The 22,329-nt window shown below is 42.8% G+C and carries 18 protein-coding genes; 8 read left to right on the top strand and 10 right to left on the bottom strand.

The genetic code is table 11. The annotated features are described in order from the left end of the window. Positions 1-90: 90 nt before the first annotated feature. The 8 genes from K6V30_RS04205 to K6V30_RS04170 all read left to right on the top strand — a co-directional run bounded on the left by K6V30_RS04205 (position 91) and on the right by K6V30_RS04170 (position 6,260). The gene (locus K6V30_RS04205) at positions 91-894 is read left to right on the top strand and encodes an alpha/beta hydrolase (protein WP_010535878.1); all 804 of its coding nucleotides are present in this window, start codon (positions 91-93) and stop codon (positions 892-894) included. A 165-nt stretch (positions 895-1,059) separates the two neighbouring features. Beyond that, positions 1,060-2,709 carry a glycoside hydrolase family 32 protein gene (locus K6V30_RS04200; protein WP_022301339.1) on the top strand — a complete coding sequence of 550 codons (1,650 nt, stop codon included), beginning with the start codon at positions 1,060-1,062 and terminating at the stop codon, positions 2,707-2,709. 80 nt (positions 2,710-2,789) lie between these two features. Further along, the gene (locus K6V30_RS04195; protein WP_055269268.1) at positions 2,790-3,131 is read left to right on the top strand and encodes a cupin domain-containing protein; all 342 of its coding nucleotides are present in this window, start codon (positions 2,790-2,792) and stop codon (positions 3,129-3,131) included. 122 nt (positions 3,132-3,253) lie between these two features. Then, a complete protein-coding gene (gene cysK / locus K6V30_RS04190; RefSeq protein ID WP_010535875.1) occupies positions 3,254-4,201 on the top strand; it encodes a cysteine synthase A in 948 nt (315 codons plus the stop codon). Between the two features lie 105 nt (positions 4,202-4,306). Then, entirely contained in the window at positions 4,307-4,792 is a 486-nt protein-coding gene (locus K6V30_RS04185; RefSeq protein WP_010535874.1) for a DUF4252 domain-containing protein, read from the top strand. Further along, complete coding sequence (locus K6V30_RS04180) at positions 4,779-5,291, top strand: RNA polymerase sigma factor (protein WP_010535873.1); 513 nt, start codon at positions 4,779-4,781, stop codon at positions 5,289-5,291. The genes K6V30_RS04185 and K6V30_RS04180 overlap by 14 nt, the downstream gene beginning before the upstream one ends. Continuing rightward, positions 5,278-5,805 carry a hypothetical protein gene (locus K6V30_RS04175; RefSeq protein ID WP_055269267.1) on the top strand — a complete coding sequence of 176 codons (528 nt, stop codon included), beginning with the start codon at positions 5,278-5,280 and terminating at the stop codon, positions 5,803-5,805. The genes K6V30_RS04180 and K6V30_RS04175 overlap by 14 nt, the downstream gene beginning before the upstream one ends. Next, positions 5,802-6,260: a DUF4252 domain-containing protein gene (locus K6V30_RS04170; RefSeq protein ID WP_010535871.1), complete on the top strand. Its 459-nt coding sequence runs from the start codon at positions 5,802-5,804 to the stop codon at positions 6,258-6,260. Before K6V30_RS04175 ends, K6V30_RS04170 begins: the two co-directional genes overlap by 4 nt. Before the next feature lie 142 nt (positions 6,261-6,402). Here K6V30_RS04170 and K6V30_RS04165 read toward each other — a convergent pair whose 3' ends face one another. The 10 genes from K6V30_RS04165 to K6V30_RS04120 all read right to left on the bottom strand — a co-directional run bounded on the left by K6V30_RS04165 (position 6,403) and on the right by K6V30_RS04120 (position 22,221). Further along, positions 6,403-6,882 carry a pyridoxamine 5'-phosphate oxidase family protein gene (locus tag K6V30_RS04165; RefSeq protein WP_010535870.1) on the bottom strand — a complete coding sequence of 160 codons (480 nt, stop codon included), beginning with the start codon at positions 6,880-6,882 and terminating at the stop codon, positions 6,403-6,405. Positions 6,883-7,107: 225 nt separating this feature from the next. Then, a complete protein-coding gene (rnr, locus tag K6V30_RS04160) occupies positions 7,108-9,264 on the bottom strand; it encodes a ribonuclease R (protein ID WP_022301341.1) in 2,157 nt (718 codons plus the stop codon). A 147-nt stretch (positions 9,265-9,411) separates the two neighbouring features. Beyond that, positions 9,412-11,640: a fibronectin type III domain-containing protein gene (locus tag K6V30_RS04155; protein WP_010535868.1), complete on the bottom strand. Its 2,229-nt coding sequence runs from the start codon at positions 11,638-11,640 to the stop codon at positions 9,412-9,414. Between the two features lie 39 nt (positions 11,641-11,679). After that, entirely contained in the window at positions 11,680-12,759 is a 1,080-nt protein-coding gene (locus K6V30_RS04150) for a BACON domain-containing protein (protein ID WP_022301343.1), read from the bottom strand. A gap of 36 nt (positions 12,760-12,795) precedes the next feature. Beyond that, complete coding sequence (locus tag K6V30_RS04145; RefSeq protein ID WP_010535866.1) at positions 12,796-14,142, bottom strand: DUF4302 domain-containing protein; 1,347 nt, start codon at positions 14,140-14,142, stop codon at positions 12,796-12,798. Between the two features lie 13 nt (positions 14,143-14,155). After that, on the bottom strand, positions 14,156-15,106 hold the full coding sequence (locus tag K6V30_RS04140; protein WP_010535865.1) for a zinc-binding metallopeptidase: 951 nt from the start codon (positions 15,104-15,106) through the stop codon (positions 14,156-14,158). Positions 15,107-15,127: 21 nt separating this feature from the next. Continuing rightward, the gene (locus tag K6V30_RS04135) at positions 15,128-16,699 is read right to left on the bottom strand and encodes a RagB/SusD family nutrient uptake outer membrane protein (protein WP_010535864.1); all 1,572 of its coding nucleotides are present in this window, start codon (positions 16,697-16,699) and stop codon (positions 15,128-15,130) included. 32 nt (positions 16,700-16,731) lie between these two features. After that, positions 16,732-20,319, bottom strand: coding sequence for a SusC/RagA family TonB-linked outer membrane protein (locus K6V30_RS04130; protein ID WP_029425140.1), 3,588 nt, complete (start codon positions 20,317-20,319; stop codon positions 16,732-16,734). A 154-nt stretch (positions 20,320-20,473) separates the two neighbouring features. Beyond that, a complete protein-coding gene (locus tag K6V30_RS04125; RefSeq protein ID WP_010535862.1) occupies positions 20,474-21,646 on the bottom strand; it encodes a FecR family protein in 1,173 nt (390 codons plus the stop codon). 80 nt (positions 21,647-21,726) lie between these two features. Further along, complete coding sequence (locus tag K6V30_RS04120) at positions 21,727-22,221, bottom strand: RNA polymerase sigma-70 factor (RefSeq protein WP_010535861.1); 495 nt, start codon at positions 22,219-22,221, stop codon at positions 21,727-21,729. Positions 22,222-22,329: the final 108 nt, after the last annotated feature.

The following is a 22,329-nucleotide window of genomic DNA, read 5'->3' as shown; positions in this document are numbered from 1 at the left end:
TTGCATTCCATAAAGGAACATCTGGTGCAGTGCATTTGCCGGATATCACCTATTGGAAAAGAATACTGAAACACTGAAATAAATAAAACCATGAAAAAGAATTGTTTTCTCCTTCTCTTCTTACTTTGTGCTTGCTTTGTTCAGGCGCAGAATACTTATCGTACCGACAAGGACATTGCTTATGTATCTGGTTCCGAAACGGATGCTTACCGTCTGGAACGTTGCAAACTGGACATCTATTATCCCGAAAATAAGAAGGATTTTTCAACCATCGTATGGTTTCACGGTGGTGGTATGGAAGGCGGAAGCAAGTTTGTGCCCAAAGAATTGACAGATCAGGGCTTCGCGGTAGTAGCGGTCAATTATCGTCTGAGTCCGAGAGCTAAGAATCCGGCTTATATAGAAGATGCTGCCGAAGCTGTGGCGTGGACATTTAAGAATATCGAGAAGTACGGAGGCCGCAAGGACCGTATCTTTGTTTCCGGTCATTCGGCGGGAGGTTATCTTACGCTGATTCTGGCAATGGATAAGAAATATATGGCTGCATACGGAGCAGATGCGGACAGTGTAGCCGCTTATCTTCCGGTGAGCGGGCAGACAGTCACTCATTTTACAATCCGTAAAGAGCGCGGACTGCCGAATGGAATCCCGATTATTGATGAATTTGCACCGGTAAATAAAGCCCGTAAAGATACGGCTCCGGTTGTGCTGATAACGGGAGACAAGAATCTGGAAATGGCAGACCGGTACGAAGAGAATGCACTGCTGGCATCCGTACTGAAGAATATAGGCAATCAGAAAGTCACCCTGTACGAGCTTCAGGGATTCGACCACGGACAGGTACTCGGCCCTGCCTGCTATCTGATTGTTAATTATGTGAAGAGGTTTAAATAAGATGTCTCCGGTTATGCAAAGAGCAGGTCATAGAAGGAAAATATCCGGTACATGTTACATTTTTCATAGGCTATGAATCATTTATTATATTCAGAATAGGAGGGATTGCCTACATTTACTCCGATTTTATAAACTACTAACTACTAATAATAAATGATTATTGCTATGAAGACATTAAACAGCAGAATCACACTGACTCTTTTTATTCTTGTTTCTTCTCATCTGCTGGCAATGGCAGGAGATGTATCTTTTAAAGTAACGAAGAAGTATCTGAACTTCCCTGTTTCTCATGCCGAAAATAGGGCGAAAATGACTTTTGAAGTAAACGGCAAGCCGGATTTGTCCGTCGTTATTCGTCTGGCGCCGGATAAAGCCGAGTATTGGGTATTCAAAGATGTATCGGCCTTCAAAGGAAAAACAATCAAGATAACCTACGAGGGCAATGAAAAAGGACTCAGCCAGATATACCAGTCGGATGAAATCGCAGGACAGGATAGTCTGTATAAGGAAAAGAATCGTCCGCAGTTCCACTTTACTACCCGGAGAGGTTGGATCAATGACCCTAATGGACTGATTTATTATGAAGGTGAGTATCACTTGTTCTACCAGCATAATCCTTTCGAAAGAGACTGGGAGAACATGCACTGGGGCCATGCAGTCAGCAAGGACCTGATACATTGGACCGAATTGCCGGACGCTTTGTATCCCGACCATTTGGGAACAATGTTCTCCGGTTCGGCAGTAATCGACTATGATAATACCGCAGGATTCAATAAAGGCAAGACTCCCGCCATGGTTGCTGCCTTCACGGCTGCCAGCAGTGACAGACAAGTGCAGGGAATAGCATACAGTCTGGACAAAGGACGTACATTCACGAAGTACGATAAGAATCCGGTAATTAACTCCAAGGAGAAATGGAACTCTCAGGATACACGTGACCCTAAAGTGTTCTGGTATGCTCCTTCCAAACATTGGGTGATGGTGCTGAACGAACGTGACGGACACTCTATTTATACATCTGCCAATCTTAAAGACTGGAAATACGAAAGTCATGTTACAGGTTTCTGGGAATGCCCCGAGTTGTTCGAATTGCCGGTTGATGGTGACAAGAACCACACGAAGTGGGTGATGTACGGTGCCACCGGTACTTATATGCTGGGTTCTTTCGACGGTAAAGTATTTACGCCCGAAGCAGGAAAATACTGCTATACCACCGGAAGTATCTATGCAGCCCAAACCTATAACAATATTCCGGCAAGCGACGGCAGACGCATTCAGATAGGCTGGGGAAGAGTTTCTCATCCGGGAATGCCTTTCAATGGAATGATGATGCTTCCCACGGAATTGACTTTACGTACCACTAAAGACGGTATCCGCCTTGTCAGTGTGCCGGTAAGAGAAACCGAATCTTTATTCACTCCTGTCCATTCATGGAAATCTCTGACTTCGGACGAGGCAAACCGCAACCTGAAAGAATTTTATGATGCCGATTGTCTTCGCATCAAGACAACTATCAAGCTGTCTCACGCCACCGATGCGGGCTTTAACTTGTTCGGACAGCGAATGATTGGCTACGACATGAACTCCAATACGCTGAACGGCCATTTCTACTCTCCGCAAGACCCGACCAGCATGGAACTGACTGCCGATATTTACATAGACCGTACCACAATCGAAGTCTTTATAGACGGTGGGCTGTATTCTTACTCTATGGAACGCCGTCCGGACAGGAACAATAAAGAAGGTTTCCATTTCTGGGGAAATCGTATCGAAGTCAAGAACCTCGAAGTATTCTCGGTGAAATCTATCTGGTAAATAGTGAATGGACAAAGCTTGTAATTAAAGAGACAAAAGCTATCTTTGCTTCTCAGTAATAAACAATAATAGATTGGAACATGAGAACACATAGCGAAGCTTTCCAGTTTGAGAAAGAACTGGAATGGGAAAATCCGGCTCCGGGCATCCGCCGCCAGATGATGGGATATGACGGACAGTTGATGATGGTGAAGGTGGAGTTTGAGAAAGGTGCCGTTGGCGCTATGCACCAACATTATCATAGTCAGGCTACTTATGTGGCAAGCGGCAAGTTCGAACTGGCCATTGGCGATCGGAAAGAAATTCTCTCCACAGGCGATGGCTACTATGTGGAACCCGACCAGCCTCATGGATGCGTCTGCTTGGAAGCAGGTGTACTGATTGATACATTCAGCCCTATGAGATCCGATTTCTTATCCTGATATCTTGGCAGAGAGTCAGACATGTGTGGTACGAAATTACCACATATGTGGTATTTTCTCTGAACAGAATCTCCCTTATCTTTGTAATATCTTAAAACAAAGGAATTTAAAAGCAGATATATATGGAAAAGATTGCAAAGAAGTTGACGGATTTAGTAGGTAACACTCCGTTGCTGGAACTAAGTAATTATAATAAGAGTAATGATCTGAAAGCTCGCCTGATAGTGAAGATTGAATCATTCAACCCTGCGGGAAGCGTGAAAGACCGTATCGCCCTGGCTATGGTAGAGGATGCGGAAACCAAAGGAGTATTGCAGCCGGGATCTACCATTATCGAGCCGACAAGTGGAAATACCGGAGTGGGATTGGCATTTGTTGCAGCCGTAAAAGGGTATAAGCTGATTTTGACTATGCCCGATACCATGAGTGTGGAGCGTCGTAACCTTTTGAAAGCTCTGGGAGCGGAACTGGTTCTTACTCCCGGTGCCGACGGCATGAAGGGGGCGATTGCCAAAGCCGAGGAATTGAAAGCTGCCACCTCCGGATCTGTCATCCTGCAACAATTTGAGAATCCCGCTAACCCCGCTATGCATCTACGCACTACCGGACTGGAAATATGGAGAGATACCGAGGGGAAAGTCGATATCTTCGTAGCCGGTGTAGGTACAGGCGGGACCGTTAGTGGTGTGGGTGAAGCATTGAAGATGCGTGACCCCAGTGTGAAGATTGTAGCCGTTGAGCCTGCAGACTCTCCGGTACTGTCCGGTGGGAAGCCCGGTCCTCATAAGATTCAGGGTATCGGAGCCGGATTCGTCCCGAAGACGTACAAGGCTTCTGTAGTAGATGAAATTATCCAGATACAGAATGACGATGCCATTCGTACCAGCCGCGAACTGGCAAAGAAAGAAGGCTTACTGGTCGGAATATCTTCGGGAGCCGCCGTATATGCCGCTACTCAGGTGGCGAAGCGTCCGGAGAATGAGGGGAAGATGATTGTAGTATTGCTGCCCGATACAGGCGAACGCTATTTATCTACTATCCTGTACGCTTTCGAGGAGTATCCTCTGTAATAAAAAGATTTTTTTATTTTTGTTGTAACAACTTTCTCGTTGTTCCCGTCTATTTAATTGAAGCGCTTCAATAACGACTTTAATTTAAATAATAAAGAAGGAACAATGAGAAAGTTTTTATTTACCCTATTGCTGCTTTTAGTTTGCCATATTGGATATGGGCAAAGCATAGACAGTCTTTTCGATGAGTTTGAATGCGAACAGAATGTCGACTATGTGAAAGTATCTCCTTTTATGATGTCTCTCGGAAAGATGTTCTGCAAACATGAAGAGGGAAGTGAAATCATAAGAAAAGTGAAATCGATGAAAGTCATGGACTTGGGAGATTGTTCGGCAAGCGTGAAAAAACGTTTCAGCAGTAAAGTAAGCAAGTTGAACCGGAAAGGCTATGAAGAACTGATGCGCATCAACGATGGAGGAGAGAAGGTGCACATACTGATGAAAATCAGAAAGGATGCTATTCGCGAATTATTAGTTGTCTGCTCCGGAAACGATAGCTGTACATTGATACAGATAAATGGTAAATTTGTCAAAGATGATATTGATAAACTGGTAAGTATGGAAACTGGAAAGAAGAATGGACGTCACTGATTTTAAACAACAATTTCTGCCCTGCCACCGGAAGCTCTTTCGGGTAGCTTTTCAGCTAATGGGGAACGCCCAGGATGCTGAGGATATGGTGCAGGAAGCATATCTGAAATTGTGGAATAAGCGCGGTCAACTGAACGGTGTCCTGAATGCCGAAGCTTACAGCGTCACTCTTATCAAGAATTTGTGCTACGATGCACTGCGTCGTAACCAGTTGGATGAGGACGGACGTGCCCCCGAAGAACTGAATATCTCGGCAGACTTCAATATTATCAGCGAAATGGAATGGCGGGATGAAGTAAATCAGGTACAGCGTCTTATCAGTCAGCTCCCCCGGCAGCAAAAGCATGTGATGATACTGCGGGATGTGAATGACTGTTCCTTCGAAGAAATAGAACAAGCCACGGGACTGAATGCTGTCAATATACGAGTATTGTTGAGCCGGGCCCGCAAAAAGATACGTGAACAATTTAACGCAATAGTTGAGTATGAAACCAGATGATATAGAAGATTTGCTGACACGGTATTACGAGGGTGTAACTAGTGAGGCTGAAGAAAAGGAACTCAAACGTTTCTTTATGGAAGAGGAAGTTTCTGAAGATTTGCTTGCCGAGAAGGAACTTTTCCTGCAGTTGGCTGCCTGTCCTGAACCCGAAGTTCCTGTCGGGCTGGAAGAAAGGCTGAATGACATGATAGATGCGTGGGATATGAGTGAGAAGCGAGCGTTGAAAGTAAAAAAGCGTACACGTATCATCCGCCTGCAATGGTTAGGAAGCATAGCTGCCAGTCTGCTTCTTTTGTTTTCAGTAGGAATGTATCTGTACAAGCCTTCTGCTCCGAAGGATACGTGCTCTACTCCCGAAGAAGCCTATATGCAGGCACAAAAGGCGTTGGTTATGTTGTCTTCCCGGTTGAACAAAGGGATGGAGGAAGTGGAAACGGTACAGGAAGCCACTGGCAAGATCAGAGAGAATGTTTATGAACAATTAAACCGAATAAATAATACAAAACAATGAAACGTACGTATATTATTACCCTGTTATTTTCTTTGTGCTCACTATTTATGTATGCGCAGGACAGTCGCTTTGATAAGTTTGCAGACATGGAAGAAGTTACTTCAGTTTATATCTCCAAAGCGATGCTCAGCCTGATGCCCGATATGCAGACGGAAGGCGTGAATATTGGCAGTATAGCTTCAAAACTGGATAACATACGAATTCTGAGTTGTGACAAGCCTGCTATCATTGACAAGATGAAGAAAGAGTTCGCATTTATTAATTCTAAGAACGGTTATGAAGAACTGATGCGTATCAAAGATAAAGGAGAAAAGACTACGATTTATCTGAAGCAGGATAAAAACAAGAAGAAAGAATTTGTTCTGATGACTGGTGAGAAGAATGAATTTACAGTAATTATCATTACCGGAAATCTTACTCTGAAGGAGATACAAGGTATTGTAAACAAGGAATAATATTTTATCCGCAGGTTATACTACCTTCCTAATATAGGGAGCGGCATAATCTGCGGATAAAAATTTATAGAGATGCTCGGTCATGTTTGCTTCACAAACCATTATCACTGCTCATGGCTGTTCTTTACGCTACCATTTCTTCTTATGGTTTTTCATCTGCCCGCAGACCGAAAACTTTTCCTGTCATCTGGTCTACAGGTACTTTCCATACTTTGACATTCCGTACGGCAGGATCGGAGTAGCCGAACTGATCCTTCGTGTAATGGCGCATGATAATGTCCAGTGCACGGCGTTTCTCTTCCATATCCTCTATGAATTCTACTTTGCCACGACACATGGCACTTTCAGAGCGCATGCTATAGCTGCAGGCTACTTGTTTATGCTGATAAACGAGTTTATGGCCGAGGCTGAACGTGATACACACGTTGTTATTGCGTTGCAGCATTTCTATTTTCCCGCCTTCGGGACCGGAATGGAGGTAAAGGATATCGTTTTCATAGCCGAAGTTCATGGGAACTACGTATGGATTGCCTTCTAAGTCTACCATGCCTACAAAGCAGGCATCCGCCTGAAGAATAATGGATTCGATTCGTTGCTTGTCTTCGATAACGATTGTTTTCATTTTCAATGTCGGTTTTCTAAAGTTAAGTGTGTCTCCCTGATTTATAGCACTATAATGGGATGATAGGGAGAGAATCAGTTCTTTGTTTGTGCCACCCTACTGGCACGGTTGTGCCAAAGGCATGGCACAGTTGTGCCAATGCGGTGGCACAACCGTGCCAATAGGGTGGCATAAGATGAGTAATACTATCAATCAGTTTTAAGTATATACTTATTGCATTTACTTCTATTTCTCAATAAGCGCAAAGTCTAACTGCTTCTTTTCCAGATTGGCACGTGCCACACGGATCGTGATAGCATCTCCTAAACTGTATATCTTGTTTTTGCGGCGTCCGCGGAGACAATAGTTCTTTTCGTCAAATTCATAATAGTCGTCATCCAGGTCACGGATCGGAACCATACCTTCGCATTTGTTTTCATTGAGTTCAACGTAAAGCCCCCATTCCGTCACACCCGAGATTACTCCGTCATAAATCTGTCCGAGTCGCTCGCTCATGAATTCTACCTGTTTGTATTTGATGGAAGCACGTTCGGCATTGGCGGCAATTTGCTCCATGTTCGAACTGTGGTCGCAGAGATCCTCATATTTTGTTTCGGATACGCTTCGCCCTCCGTCCATGTACTTCGTTACCAGACGATGTACCATCATATCCGGAAAACGACGGATCGGCGAAGTAAAGTGGGTATAATAATCGAATGCCAGTCCGTAGTGTCCGATGTTGTGCGTAGAATAACGCGCTTTCTGCATGGCACGGATGGATACGGTTTCAATGAGATTCTCTTCCTTCTTTCCGTGAATATCATCCAGCAAATGGTTGATAGACTTTGATATGTCTGTTTTTGTTCCGCTTGTACGCACTTTGTAGCCGAAGCGGGCGATGAACTGTGACAAGTTCTCCAGTTTCTCCGGATCGGGCAGATCGTGGATACGGTAAGGAAGTACTTTCGGTTTCTTATTCTTGGGTACGCGTCCCACCTTTTCCGCCACCGTCCTGTTAGCGAGCAGCATGAATTCTTCTACCAGCTTATTGGCGTCTTTGGACTCTTTAAAGTAAACGCTGATGGGTTTTCCCTTCTCGTCAATTTCAAACTTCACTTCATAGCGGTCGAAGTTGATGGCTCCTGCTGCAAAACGTTTCTCACGCAGTGCTTTGGCTATCGTATCCAGCATCAGTACTTCTTCCTTGAAGTCACCGGCCTTGGTTTCGATAATCTGTTGCGCTTCTTCGTAGGTGAAACGGCGGTCGGAGTTGATGACAGTGTGTACGATACGTGAATCTTTGACTTCTCCTTTCTCCGTGATGTCGAAGATGACGGAGAATGCCAGTTTTTCTTCATTCGGACGCAAGGAACAGATGAAGTTACATAGCCGTTCGGGAAGCATGGGGATGGTCCGGTCTACCAGATAAACGGAAGTCGCCCGCTTCTCTGCTTCCTTGTCGATGATGCCTCCTTCTTTTACGTAATGTGTCACGTCGGCGATGTGTACACCCACTTCCCACAAACCGTCTTTTATGGGGCGGATAGAAAGTGCGTCATCAAAATCTTTGGCATCTTTCGGGTCAATGGTGAAAGTCGTTACCTTACGGAAGTCTTCGCGTCTGGCTATTTCTTCCGGAGTAATTTCTGCAGGAATTTTATCGGCGGCAGTCTCTACCGCTTTCGGGTATACATAGGGCAAGCCGAATTCGGCAAGGATAGCGTGCATCTCTGTCGTATTATCTCCTGCTTTACCCAGAATATCGATCACTTGTCCGATAGGATTCTTTGCCTTATCCGGCCATTCGGTTACTTTTACGATTGCCTTGTCTCCGGTTTTTCCGCCTTTCAGCTTTTCTTTCGGGATGAAGATGTCGTTGGCAAGCGTACGGTTCTCTGTGACTAAGAAGGCGTATGATTTGGCTACTTCCAGAGTACCGACAAATGTATCATTGGCACGTTCCAGTATTTCTATTACTTCTCCTTCTGCGTCTTTATTTTTTCTTTTGGCATAGAAGGTGATTTTTACTTTGTCATTGTTCATCGCATGTGCCGAATTTCGTTCGGCAACAAAGATCGGCTCGCCTCCACCTTCGGGAATGAAGGAGTTCTTCCCATTGCTCTTGCGCTGGAAAGTACCCGTCATTTCCGTTCCGTGATTGTTCAGCCGGAACTTTCCTTTTTCAATTTCAGAAATATAGTCGTCATCTAAAAGGTCATGTAATATATCAACGCATAGCATTTTCTGCGGATGAGTAGTGAGATGCAATTCCGAGAAAATGTATTTCATACTAAGCGTCTCGCTTGGTTTGGCATGGAAAAAGTTAATCAATAACGCTGCCAGCTCTTTCTTATTCATTCTTTTGCCGGCCTTTTTCTCTTTCTTTTCTTTCTTTTTCGCCATAATGTAGTCATTTAAAATATGTTGATACAAAGATATAAGATTATTTTCCTTGTAGAAACTTTGAGGCGAGAAAAAATAAACCACCCTTGATACTTTATCTCTATAAAGGAGGTCAAGGGTGGCAGGGGTAACTTAAAAGAGAGATGATTATGGTAGTGTTGTCGTAATGTTCAGACACTTGTCTTTTTCGCGGTAGAAGAAGTATCCGTATCCGGAGTCTTTTAATGCGATATTCATTTCTTGGGCTGCTTCCTCAAGGCTGGCTTGACTGGAATCCTGCATCTTAAATACATCCGATTCTCCTATTACGCCGGAATGTCCTTTTATTGCATCGGAAGCACTCCACCAGTACGTGGAGTTCATGTTTGTATAGGCATTACTCATACCAACAATGCCTCCGGCAAATACTGTTTCTCCATTACCGGTCAGACTGCCTTCAATGAGAGAGTAGCATCCGGTTAGTATTTTACGTGCCCTCATAGTACCACTGGCAGCTCCGGCAATACCACCTATATTTATGCTGTTTCTTCCACTTGCCGTTTCGGATGTTGCCTGCATTGTTCCTCTGCAGACTGTGTAGCAGCCATAAATACCTCCGCTCAGTAAATTTGCCGTTATACCTCCACAAGAAGCTCCTGCTGTACCTCCTTTTACTGATAAGAGGGCATTCGTGTCAATGTTTGTCCAGCAACGGGTTAAGGTGGATGTACTGCCTGCAATGCCACCTGCCATCGCTATTTGGGGATGTTCTGCCGTAATTTTACCTTTGAGAGTTACGTCAGAGTCTGAGATTCCTCCCATTTGGAAACTCCCCGTACCATATACGCCTCCTACATACGTTGCATCCGAACTAGATCCGCTGCTGCTACATGTTCCTGCTATTTCACCCAAAATAGTTACATGTAATGCACTGCATCCGTAGCCTGCTCTGACTTGTGAACCAATGGCCCCGCCGACATCTACCGAATTGTCGGCTTCTGCTTTTAAGCTTCCTTTAATGAGAATGTTGCAATTGCCGAACATATCGGCTGCATAACTACCGGAAACTCCTCCCACAGCAGCCGATGTACTGATGGAGCCTTCTTCGGATGACTTTTTACTTTTGGCATGTATACTTCCGTTGATTGTGACATCGCAGGCACCTATGCTTGAGCCGCTTGAAGCACCACATATACCTCCGGCATGTGCTCTTGCACTTCCATATTCACGTGAGTCATCAATTGGTTTAGATTCTGCCAGGATCGAACCGTCAACTACTGCCTTACAATACGTAATATAACCGCTGTTTCCATATCCGGCAATGGCACCTACTTGAGGAGTGGCCCCGTTGACTATAAATTCCGACGAAGCCGGAATATTCACCGTACATTGATTGATTGTACCTAGTATCGTACCGCATATCCCTCCAACGATGGATGTGCCGTCTGTATCGGTGGTGAATGAAGCACGGATACTACCTTTAAAGGTACAATTAGTAATGACTGCCTGATAACCGTAAGCCAATATGCCTCCTATAACTAAATAATTGGCTGTTTCTTGGGTTCCTGTATGCACAGCTGTGATATCCCCTTCTACGTTTAAGTTAGAGATGGTGCAACCGGATTTGGACAAACCGAACAAACCACACATGGCACTTGTATTATTGCTGGAGTAATTGATGGTAAAGTTGTGTATAGTATGGTTTTTTCCATCAAAACTACCACTGAACATATTCTTTTCGGGCATAGCAATGTTTTCGTTGTCAAGTCCTGTACCTATCGGAGTCCAGTCGTTTACTCCACTCATATCGATATCGTTTCCCAGTTCATAATAAGCTTTTGTATAGTCAATAGTTGGGTCCATTTCTATTTCAATCTCATCCTGATCTGTAGCAAGTATTGCCTGAGTGTTTTTAATTTCATTGGTTTTGTTAACTAGATAAGCCATCAGTTTTAACTGTCCTGCAGTTTTGATGATAAATGGATATTGTTCGGTTCCCTCACCGGAGGCAAAAGTTCTGGCAACAGAACCTTCCGGCATTTTGACGGCTATCCATTTGCTGAAAGGAGAGGCTGAGGAAGCATTTGCTGTTGTTGAACAGACTGCTACCCAATATTTATTTTCTGATTCCAATCCGGTGAAAGTAGCGCTGGGTTCGGATACGGTCTGAGTTTTGTCTGTCAATTCTCTCCATTCGTCTTTGATTTTTACAATGTAACTTGTAGCATTGGGATCAGCTGTCCATGTTACTTTAAATGAGTTGCTGGATATATCGCTGTATTTGATATCTCCTGGGGCTGATAACGAAGTTACGTCATCATCGTCTGAGCATGATGCGATAGTAAGTGTGAAACCGCATATGATACTAAGAATAACCCAATAGAATATTGTTTTCATATAATTGATATTTTAATGTATCTGGGTAATATGAACTAATTATCTGAATAATTTAAGATTGTAAATGTCCATGGTAAGGGATGGCACAAAAGTATTTTGTGATATATTGTCTTTTTCCAGGAAGAATCCTAGCAGTAAGTCGGCAATAGTATCTCCTTCGGCACTTCCATTATCTTGTAAAGTCAATACAATTTCTCCGTTTATCATAGTCGGAGCAAGGTTGACGCTTTGCTCAGGAAACCAATAACTATAATAACCGGAGGCTATTCCCGAATAAATATATAACGTAGTTGTCATTGTACCGTCTTCATTTTCTACCTTTGTTTCTCCTTGGTATTGTCCGGATGCAATCTTGAAACCATGGTCGGTATAGGTTGCTTCCAGAGTCATCGGGAAGAGGCTGGAATTAGGAAGAGAAATAACATAAGTTCCATTCTCTTCGCTTTCTTTTATACTGGCCGGACCTTTACCTGTAGCCGAATCTTTTTGCCAGATACGATTGAAACTAGCTACCCAGCTTCCCAGTAAGTTTTCGGCATCATATTGCATAAGCACATATACGGCAGTACGTACCCCATTTGTAATTTCTACAGATGTTCCGCGTACAGTATTGGTGGTGTTTTTCTCGAAGTTAAATTGGATACCCTCATCTACTAATTCGTAAGATAACCATTCTTTGGCATCTTCGGGAATGTTTACTTTAAATGGAAATGAACCTTTCAGCGCAATAATCAACGAACTCTTTTCGTTTCCTGTAGCCTGTTGCAAATCATTTTCGTTATAAATGATGATGGCGCCTTGCTGTGTAACGGTTACTCTCTGTGTATTTGCTTCATTACGAATGATAATTTGTGCAGATCGTCCCGGAAAGTCGTAATTCTCCTTTACGTCAAATGTAACCATCTCATGGCTTGTTTCTTTTATTGTACACCAGTCTGCGTCTGCAACTGCCGTCACGTCACCGGTTGCTTCTATGCGGATAGAACCTGTTCCACCGGCGGCTTTGAACGTTACGTCTGATTGGATGACCTTCAATACGGATACGCTTGAGTCATCATTGTCGCATCCTGCAATCAACATACATAACGTCAGTATGAATATATTTAGTAACTTTTTCATTCTTGATACTTTTTAAAATGTTCAGCATTCAGGTTATTATTGCTTTTCAATTGTATAGTCGTCATACCAGCCTACCCATCCGCCAAGAGTACTTTGGCTATATGCGGGTGAAGTATAACCTTGGAATACAAGTGCAGTAGGTTCCGCTCCGGTCAACTGGCTAAAAGTTCCTTCGTCTTTGAAACTTATTGTTAGTGGAGAAGTGCTTTCTGTCTTGCTTACCACAGAGAAGTAATAGCCTGTTTCCGTACTCATGAAATAAGGAATGTACGACATGCCGTTGCCAAATGACAATGCACCGTAATAGCCGTTTATTGAGCCTAATGCCTGAACCGGTATAATCATCTTGCCACTGGAACGGTCATAGGTGATGCTGATAGGTACATTGAGACCTGATAAGTTAAAGCTTTTGTTCTCTACATTTTGTGAAATGGTGATGTCGAACTCTTTACTTTCGAACGTCTGCTCTTTACCACTTTCCGGCTGTGTCAATGCTTTACATTTGAACTTGTAACTACCAAGAAGATCATGATAATAAAGATAACCTTCCGGATAAAGGGATACTAATTTTACTCCTTGAGCACTTTCATCCGTACAAGTGAATGTCATGAACGCATTGTCCCAGGCAAAATATTGCATTTTTTTGCCATTGATAATAACAGGTTCGCGGAAGTGAAGTCCGTTGGGAGTAAAGACAAAGGGGATCGTTGTGGAAGAGGTCTCTGTTTTTCCACTAAATGACAGCGTATAGTTATCACGTTTTAAATAACCGATTTTTTCTCCTCCTGCCATTATATCGAATTGATATAAATAAGCATTCTCTTCTATTTCATTCACTCCCCTGATATACTCTTTCCATTTAGTTGTTACCGGCATTCGTGTCATGGTCATTGTATTACCATATTTCTTTCCTAGTAGAGTGATCTGGTTATCCGAAGCATCCATGATAATAAACTCATAGTCTCCCCCCATGTTGGCATTTGCATCGTTTCCACTGCCTGCCGGAGCTGCAAAAGCATGAATCAGCTCATTATAGCTGTCAAATGTGAGCATGGTGGATTGTTCGGAAACCACCTGATAGAGAGATTCTATAAAAACTCCTGATGGTACATTAGGGGTACTTAGTGTAGAAGCCATCGTCACTTTTTTGTCATCAAACTTACAAAGGAGAGTGATACCTCCCATAGCATAGCCGGAGCCAATATAATATTCCAGCAGCCAACCGTTTGGAGAGCTTTTTAATAGTTCGCTACATTTAATAACATCTGCAGCGGCACGTTCGGCAGAGGACTTATCGAAATAATCATCCTGTTGAAATAAACAGGAATGAAGACCGATACAGGCTGTAACCAATATAAAGTAGGTTAATATTTTTTGCTTCATAATCAGTGTCTTTTTAGTTGTTGGTAGAGTTGATGTCGTCTTCAATATCGATAGTGTTCAGATCTAAAGAATAAATTTCATCCTGACGCCGTAGTACGACAGAACGCAGATCATCTAAATCTATTCCCCAGGTATCTCTCATATAATTATAGACAATATTGAATTTTTTGTTGATTATTGCTTCACCGCTTTCTCCTGCGGCAGCTAACATGGATTTCCAATAATACTCATCGTGGGTGACATATATAGCGATGTTTTCAACAAAATCTTCTCGGGCCTCGCTCATTGCATAGGGGCTGACAAAACCTGCTTGCCAGGCTTGCTGGTCGGTGCGTGAACTTTGTTTTCCGGTTTCCGGATCGGTATACACATACCAGTTGCTTCCGATATATGCATTTTCGGTGATGCGGTCGAAGGCAGGATCGTAATTTTTTGTCTGATGCAGAATATGAGCGAACTCATGATGCATTGTTTTGAAATAGAATTTGTTTAATTGTTCTATATTAATGTTTTCCACATTCAGGCTATTTACATTGTAAAGGGTAATTTTCATTCCCCCTTCTGCTGTTCCAAGTACCATCGTCCCGCTTTTATCGTAAGCCGGAGAACCTATCAGATGTATCGTTTTGGGAATGTAAACCCGCAGGAAGTTAATGCCGCACAGCTCATCATATGCTTCCATCCAGACATGCTTTACAATTTTGGCTAATACCACCGACTTATTATAATCGGCAGGGATCAAATTCTTGGATTGATCGCTTTCGATATCTTCCATACGGTATTTGAAGGTGACGTTGTAGGTATTCATGTAATTTCTGAATAACCAATGATCGAATGCATTGCCGGTAGTTTCTTCCATCGGGAAGATGCTGTTTGCAGTATCGATATCCTCATCATTGTTACATGCGCCCAAGCAGATTGCTGTGGCGATGAATAATGCGTATAATAAGATGTATTGTTTCATATTCTTTTCTCCTTTCTCTTTTTATCTTGGATTTGCTTCTATACCTGCTGCTATTACATTTGCCGGAATCTGGACGACCCTGCGCAAGTCGTTTTTGTCCATGGTATCAGTAATGTCCATTAATTCTTCGTTTTCAAAGTAACGGCGTTGTACAGTAATGCCGTATCGTCTTATATCTTGCCAGCGTAGGCCTTCTCCCAGTGTGGTGATTCTGCGCAGATGCAGGATACAATGAATGAAGTTAGTCTGTCTGCCGGGTTCAAGCGTAAAGTCTGGAGACAAGGTCTTTTTAGGAGTGATAACTCCTTCATTAAGATTATAGTATTTCATACTTCCGTAAAACTGGTCAACCATTTCCGGAGTTATCGTTTGCGTATGGGTAGTAAAGGACTTCTGCCAGGAAGTGATGTCGGCGGCAGCTTTATCATATTGTTTCAGATAGGTGTATGCTTCTGCACGAGTGATCAGAGTTTCATCAGTAGTGAATGCAGGAACCATGGCGTAAGGATAAAACCCACCGCCTGATACGGCTATTTTTGCCATTAGAGTGATCCGGCGGAAAGAGATTTTAGGTGATCGCGAAGGTTCAAATGGTTGTTGGCGGAATCTGGTGTAGGCACCCCATAGTCCGGTTGAATAACAATCTTCCAGCCCGGTTACAGCATTGTGTGAGTAGCGCATGCAGAGTCCGTAACCGGCATCTATTACTCCGCCAAGCGTAGAGCTGGTACTGAGAAGGAGTAGGTTGGCGGGCTCACTTGCATCGATATAAGCATTAGGCTGGACGTCTCCATTGGGGCTGAGGGTCCCGAGATATTTCCAGTCCCGCAGTACTTCATCGGCATTTGCTCCTAATACAAGATTAGCGTATTCTACTACTTTTTTGCAATTAGAGAAATCCGGTTGCATATAATAGAGGTAGAAACGTGCGGCAAAAGCATATGCCGCTTTCTTGTTGAAATGATATTTGGGAATAGAATAGGCATCATCGTTAATTAGAGGGATGCCTTCTTCCAGATCAGCTGCAATTTTTCGATATACACTGGCGAGCGTACCACGTTCGTAATGGGGGGCTACAGTAGTCTGAAGTGTTTCCATGTAGGGAATGCCTAATTCCTGTTCGGCTGTATTACTGTTATATGCTTGGCAAAATGTAGTTGCCAGCATAAAATGAGCATAGGCACGGCATACCAGAGCTTCCCCTTTCTGGGGATTTAACGATGTCGGATTTCCCAGGTTCTTGATTCCTTGCAGTGCATGGTTGGATGAGGCGATTGCCGCATAGCAGGCATCCCATAAGGCTTGTGGAGTATCTTGTCCTTCTTCGTAGGTATCTTTCCAGTTGTACAAGTCCTCTTCTACCTTTTGCCAGTAACCATATGCACGACTATTCTCGTCTGTGTTATCGCTGTATAATTCCCCTATTTCGCAATTTGTACTTTGCGGATAGGCAGATACCAGGATATTGGCGATACTTTGTTCGGTATCCAACTCTGTCCGGTTGTCCGGAAGTTCATCCAGAAAACTGCTGCAAGCTGTATAGCATGGAGCTAGTAGCAATATCAGTCCTATATGTATTATATTTTTTCTCATATCTAATTTTATTTATAAACTTATTAGTTAATTTATAATCCTAATCTCAATGTCAAAGTAAACTGACGGGGTACCGGAGAGGCTACGCCTCCGGTGTTAAAGAACTCCGGGTCTTGTCCGTTCAATTTCTTATCTGCATAAAGCAGGAAGAGGTTAGTAGCTTGTAATTTGAGTGATAAGTTGGATATCTTTAACGGGTTCAACCAAGTGCGTGGAAACTCATAGGCGAGTGATATTTCTTTCATTCGGATGAAGTCTCCCTTCGCGATGCGGGCCGTTGAGTAATTATAAGCATTGTAGGCATAAGACAGATTCAGATTATGGCTATACTGCGGATAGCTGATTATTGCCGGAATATCTGTTTGGCTTTCATCGCCGGGTAGTGTCCATCGGTTCTTAAATTCACGCGGCATAGCTGTCAGGTCGGAGTAGCTGGCTTTGAATACCGGGTCCAGACGGACTACATTGCCGAATGAATAAGTAAGGAAAACATTTAGCTTGAAGCCTTTATATGTGAAGACGTTTCCAAGACTACCGGTGATAGTCGGGTCTGTCGGTCCTTCATATTTCAGATAATCGATATTGTCACGTGCCTGGAATTCAATCTCTGTGCTTGTAATTTTACCATTGATATCGAATAGGGGAAGACCATTCTTGTCCAGGCCTACAAATGGGATAGAGAACAAACCACGAACCGGATAGCCTTCACGGGCAAATCCGTTACCGGAAATTAAATCCATCACATTTGCCAGTGATTTAAGGTCGGTAACTTTATTTTTGGTATGTGAGAAGATAAAGTCTGTGCTCCAGCTGAAGTTCTTTTTCTTTATATTCTGTGTAGAAAGAGTGAACTCGATACCGTGACTTTCCATTGAAGCTACATTAGCATACGTATAAGTTCCTCCTCCGCCAACTCCCGGGGTGATTGCCGCTCCGATGAGGTCATAATTGTTACGTTTATACCAATCGAGTGCCAGATTGATCCGGTTATCAAGGAAACCAATATCCCCACCGATATTCAATTCATGTTTCTTTTCATAGGTCAGTTCGCTGTTCTCACTGTCTGCCATAAAGATTCCCGGTTCTTGGATATCTGTAAAAGGGCGGTAGGGAGAATAAGCTCTGAAAATAGCTTGTGAGTTTGTTACATTGGCGGGACCGCGGTCGGCTGTCAGTGAATAAGAAACTTTCAGAGTGAGGTGTGAAAGAGTTGGTTCCAGCTTTTTGAAAAAGTTTTCTTCATGAGCATTCCATGCTCCTGACAGGTTCCAGGTGGGGAGCCAACGTGCAGAGTGACTTCTGCCCATGCGGTTGGTTCCTTCATAACGGAATGTCCCGTTCATGGTATAACGCCCGTCGTACGAATAGGTCACGTTGGCAAATGTGGCCACACTGCGTGCCAAACTGTGTTCCAGCGCATAATATTTATCGTCTGCTTCCAATCCTTTCTTGAAAAACTGATATACATAGGATGGAGTTTCACCCATTGAGTATTGCATCCCCCAACCATTGAACATGGTGTATGAACGGCGGAGATCATTGACTTCCATTCCTCCGAAAGCATTGGTGATATGCTTCTCGGCAAATAGATGATTCCATGAAGCGGTCGCACGGAAATCCAATCCTAACATTTTGTAATCTTTACGTTGATAGATGCCTCCTCGTGGCAGAATGCTGATAGGTAATGAGTAAATATCATCCGGATCGCTGTAAAGCAGCCCATTGTTGTTACGAATGGTTGCGTCATCCATACCTGTGCGATATGCTGTTGCCTGATTAGAGTTATCCAGGATATTGTGCTCTTGAGAACTGGCCTGATATTTTAATGATCCTAATGCGCTAAACTCCAGTTCGGGAAGGGCTTTCCATTTTATCTCTCCCTGAAATTTCACATCTACTACATTCAGTTCAATGTAGTTATTGTCTAGTTCATGTAAAATATTGAATGGAGCATAATTGGAAGTATAATAAGCGTTCGGGTCCATTGCTCGAGAAGTGTTGATGGCATAAGAATATGGGTTGATATCAAAACTGCGACTGACTTCTCCATTTGCGGCGTTGACGGTAGAGCTAATGGTTCCGGGTGCTTTTTGCTTACGGTAGGATGCGCTTGAAATCAGGTTGACGGATAGATTTTTGAGTACGTTATAAGTTGTGTTTACATTTGCTGTATAGCGTTTCACTTCACTTTGTTTGTACCATCCCGGATCGAGCATTGCACTCAATGATGCATAGAAAGAAGACTTTTCAGTTCCGGAAGTAATGCTGACCGAGTGGTTCTGTGAAATATTATTAGAGAATAAAGCATCAAACCAATCGGTATTTCTCATTTCTGCTTCGCGTAGATAAGCGTTCATTTCTTCAGTACTGGATATGGCATATTGTCCGGTGACAGGGTCGAAAGTATTGATAAGCTTATACATACGACCATATACACCACTATTGGCAGCGCGATAGATGTCACTGTAATTTAACCATCCTTTTTGTTCCATTTCTTTATAAACTCCCATTTGCTCCTGTGAATTCATAATGTTGAATTCGTTATAGGTGGGGATCATACGAGTGGTAAATTCACCTGTATAACTAATCTTGTTAATACCGGCTTTTCCTTTTTTGGTGGTAACGACAATTACACCTGCCATAGCACGTGCTCCATAAATAGAAGTTGCAGAGCCATCTTTCAATATCTGAAAGCTTTCAATGTCGTCCGCATTCAGACCGGCAATAGCAGAACTGATCAATGTTTCTGCGTCTCCCGAAGAGAGATCGTCTGCACCGACTTCAATTGCGTCTTCCATAATAACTCCATCCACCACCCACAGAGGTTTGGAACTACCATATATAGAGGTAGCACCACGAACCCGGATTTTAGGAGCAGTACCAAATGTTCCCGATACATTTTGAACTGATACACCGGCGGCACGTCCTTCCAGCGCACGACTGATTTCGGGCATACCGTCGAGTTTTACTTCTTCGGCGGATAGCTGTGCAGTAGCACCGGTAAACAATCGTTTATCCATTTTCTGCATGCCTGTGACTACGACTTCCGACAGCGTTTGCACATCGGTATTTAGTGTAACACTCATCGTTGGAGTGGCGGTTAGCTCCTGTGGATGCATGCCAATATAAGAGAACTGTAAGATAGAGTTGCTGGCTACTTTCTCGATAAAGAATTTGCCATTCAGGTCTGTCAGTACTCCGGATTTGCTGCCTTTAATCTGTACGGTGGCTCCGATGAGCGGTTGCCCGTCATCTCCGGATATGACTACTCCGTTAACATCGAATATTTTAGCCTGTTTGGATGGGCCGGTAGGAGTGATTGTGATAAACTGGCCATCTATATGGTATTCTAATGGCTTGTCGATGAGTATGATGTCTAGTGCTTGCTTTATGCTCTTGTCTTTTACGGACCCCGAGACTGTGAATTTCTTGACATCATCATACGTAAACAGGATTTTGTATCCTGATACTTTCTCCAGACGTTTCAACACAGAAGGCAAGCGTTCATTGTTGAATTCCAACGTGATTTTCTTTTCGTTTTGTGTCTGAGCTTCTGCCGGTCGTGGCAGTAAGCATACGCATAGGAGGCACACGATAAATAAATACCAGTTTCTTTTCATACGTTTGATTTTAAATAACACTATTTTGAACTTGTTTTATATTAATAGTGCGTATGAAAGGAAATTTAAGACACCCCTTTTGCGAATTATTTTCTTTAAAAGATAATATTTTGTTGTTTTCTTTGTGCTTTTGTATACTTTTTGTATGAAAATACTAATCGATAGTAAGAGTATTGCCGTTTAAAGTTACGGTTACTTTTTTCATCCGATTAAGTAATTGAATGGTGTGTTCAAGCCCAAGCCGGCGATCAGCTACAAAGTGCATTTTGTAGTTCATAGCTTCTTTATTGCGGAATTCTATACTTACATTGTACCAGCGTCCGAGATTTTGCATAATTTCCCGAAGAGTGACATCGTCAAAGTAGAAGTAGCCGTCTTTCCAGTAAATGTAAGAGTCCAAATCTACTTCCGTCAGGATAAAATTGCCGTCAGCTTGCAGATGTGCATCTTCTCCCGGAGTAATGGCAGTGTAGGCGCCCCCTTGGGTGTTACTGACTTCTACCTTTCCATTGATAAGTACTACGTGAGAGTCTTCCGGGTTGTAGCTGCGTATATTGAATTCTGTACCTAGTACACGTGTTTGTATACTTGGAGTCTTTACAATAAATGGTTGCTGTTTATTAGGGGTTACTTTGAAGTATGCTTCACCTTCCAGATATACGGTACGTTCTTTTTCTACAAATGCCGTGGGATAAATTAATCGGGTATTTGCATTGAGCCATACTTCTGTTCCGTCACAAAGGATCACTTTAAAGTTCTGCCCTCTGGGGATGGTCAGTGTATGAGTTTGAATCGTATTTTGTGCATTAGGGACATTGGCTACTGTCTTTTTAGTACGGCTGTAATCCAGATATTCTTTGGTTTTGGCAGCTACTTTCGGATCTTTTTGTGATTCACCTAATATCATTTTCTCTCCGTCTTCAGCTTGCAGGGTAATTTCTTGGGGAGTATTATCTGCTGTAAAGACGGTGATTGGGTCAGGAGTCGGGAATATATCCAGAGTATTGGATATGATGAATACAAGACCTGTGAGGATAGCCGCCGCTGAGACCAGACTGATGGCGAGTTTCAGTCCGGCAAAAGGTTTTCGCTTAGTGTGTTTCGCTTTGAAACGAACTAATTCAGCTTCTACGTCTATCGATCCGGGAGTTTGCTGTTGTTGTAACGCTACATTCATATCCATGATGTCACGGCATGTTTGCAGGCATTCATCATCTTCAAGAGCGCCGGACGTTTCTTTCTCATTGAGCTCTGAGGGGGATTCCATGATATCTAATGCTTTTTTGATGGAATCATTTATATCGTTGTAACCTTTGTCCTTATCCATAAATAACTTTTCAGTTCTTGGTTGTTTTTATTTCTATTACTTATTTTAATACGTTTGTTTAAGATAGTTAGATACCCTCTTTATTCTTTTTTAGCAAACTCTTTACGGAGTACAGAGAGTGCTTTTACAATGTGTTTTCGGACAGCGCTTACGCTTATATTCAGTTCATCAGCCACTTCCTGATATTTTTTTCTTCGTACATAACATTCTTCAAGGATATGCCGGGTGTGGGCAGTAAGCGTTGAAATAGCTTTGTGGATGCGCATCATCCTTTCGTCATATTCTTTGTATTCTGTTTCTGTGTATGATTCGGTCAGTTTTATATATAATTGAACATATTGTTCGTGTACGTTCTGATGACGCAAGTAATCGATGCATTTGTTACGGACGTAAACATAGAGATAAGATTTGGCTGTGGTTTTATCAATCTTGGCATAGTTAGTCCAAATAAATTCGAAAGCATCACTTGCGATATCTTTACTAGCCTCCATATTATTGATCAGATGGAATGCATAATAATAAAGTTGGGGGTAGTACTCTTTAAAAAGATAGTCGAAATCTGCTTTGTCTTCCACGTGCTTTAAAGTGTTGAATAGTAAATAAATTGCGTTGCAAATAAACAAATAATAATTGAGAAAAGCAAAATGGCTTTTGTTTTATATTTATTGTATCTTTGTAGCGTC

The organism is Bacteroides faecis (genome assembly GCF_020091505.1).
Classification (GTDB): domain Bacteria; phylum Bacteroidota; class Bacteroidia; order Bacteroidales; family Bacteroidaceae; genus Bacteroides; species Bacteroides faecis.
This window is presented reverse-complemented; position numbering and strand designations above follow the sequence as displayed.